The following is a 1160-nucleotide window of genomic DNA, read 5'->3' on the forward strand; positions in this document are numbered from 1 at the left end:
TGACCCGAACCACTACTACCCGATGACCGCCTACCTTGGGCTCGCCATCTCGATCAACACGATCACCTTCCAGACGGCCACCCAGCTGGACTTTTGCAACATCCAAAAAATGGCGACGGCCGCCGGCTTGAAGGAGGGTTCCACCAACAAGCCCTATAACGTGTCGAACATTTCCAACTTGATTGGCTCGGACAACGTGGCGCCAATTGACCTGGCCACGGCCTATGCCACCTTTGCCGCGGGCGGCATCCGGTGCGAGCCGATCGCCCTGACCTCAGTTACGGACTCCACGGGCAAGAGCTATCCGGTGCCCTCGGCGAACTGCCAGCGGACCATGTCCAAGGAAGTTGCTGCAGGTGTCACGTACGCCCTGCAGTACATGCTGGTGCACGGTTCCGGCTACGCCATTCCGCTCAACGACAAGGCCACAGCATTCGCCAAGACCGGAACGACGGACGGCAACGTCGAAACCTGGACCGTGGGTGCAAACTCAGGTATCGCCACGGCAGCCTGGTTCGGCAGCTACCAGGGCAACGGGCCGCAATGGGTGAACCAGGACATCACCATCAACGGTGTCTACTACCCGGGTATCGACGGCAACCAGCTGGCAGGCTCGAACTGGGCCGCGGTCATGAACGCTGCAGCAGGCAACCCGGCCTACCAGGTCAACCCGTTGACGAAGCCGCCGGCGAGCATGCTGAGCCAGACTGCACCGTTGATTGCGGGAACCAACGACCCCATGGCGGGGAGCGGTGTGCCGGTCCAGCAGCCGGATAGTGGCACCTCCACTGCGCAACCCCAGCCCCAGCCGAGCACGCAGGCTGTCCCGAACCCTCCTGCGACGACGAGTCCAACCACAACCGCACCGAAGCATGGACCCAAGTCCCAGCCGACCAAGAAGTGAGTGAGGCCCGAACGCGCACCGAATCCGGGACCATGGTTCGCCTGACAGGGAAGATGGTCCCCTCAAGACGGTGACATGCTAAGCGCGCTGACGCTCTCCGACCGACGGTTGCCAGGAGAGGGGACGCGCCTTGAGGCGGCAGGAAACGCTTCCTCGACGTTCCTTGGATGACAACAGAACGGCACCCCTCCTACGCCTGAACAGGCGTAGGAGGGGTGCCGTTCTGTTGTCATCTTCATGCATGAAACGAAGGTGG

At 62.2% G+C, this 1160-nt stretch carries 1 protein-coding gene; it reads left to right on the forward strand.

The features are described from left to right. A partial coding sequence (locus tag G6035_RS19565) for a penicillin-binding transpeptidase domain-containing protein (RefSeq protein WP_256128156.1) occupies positions 1-904 on the forward strand: 904 nt, incomplete at its 5' end. Positions 905-1160 lie beyond the last annotated feature (256 nt).

Source organism: Arthrobacter sp. SDTb3-6 (genome assembly GCF_013376095.1).
Taxonomy (GTDB): domain Bacteria; phylum Actinomycetota; class Actinomycetes; order Actinomycetales; family Micrococcaceae; genus Specibacter.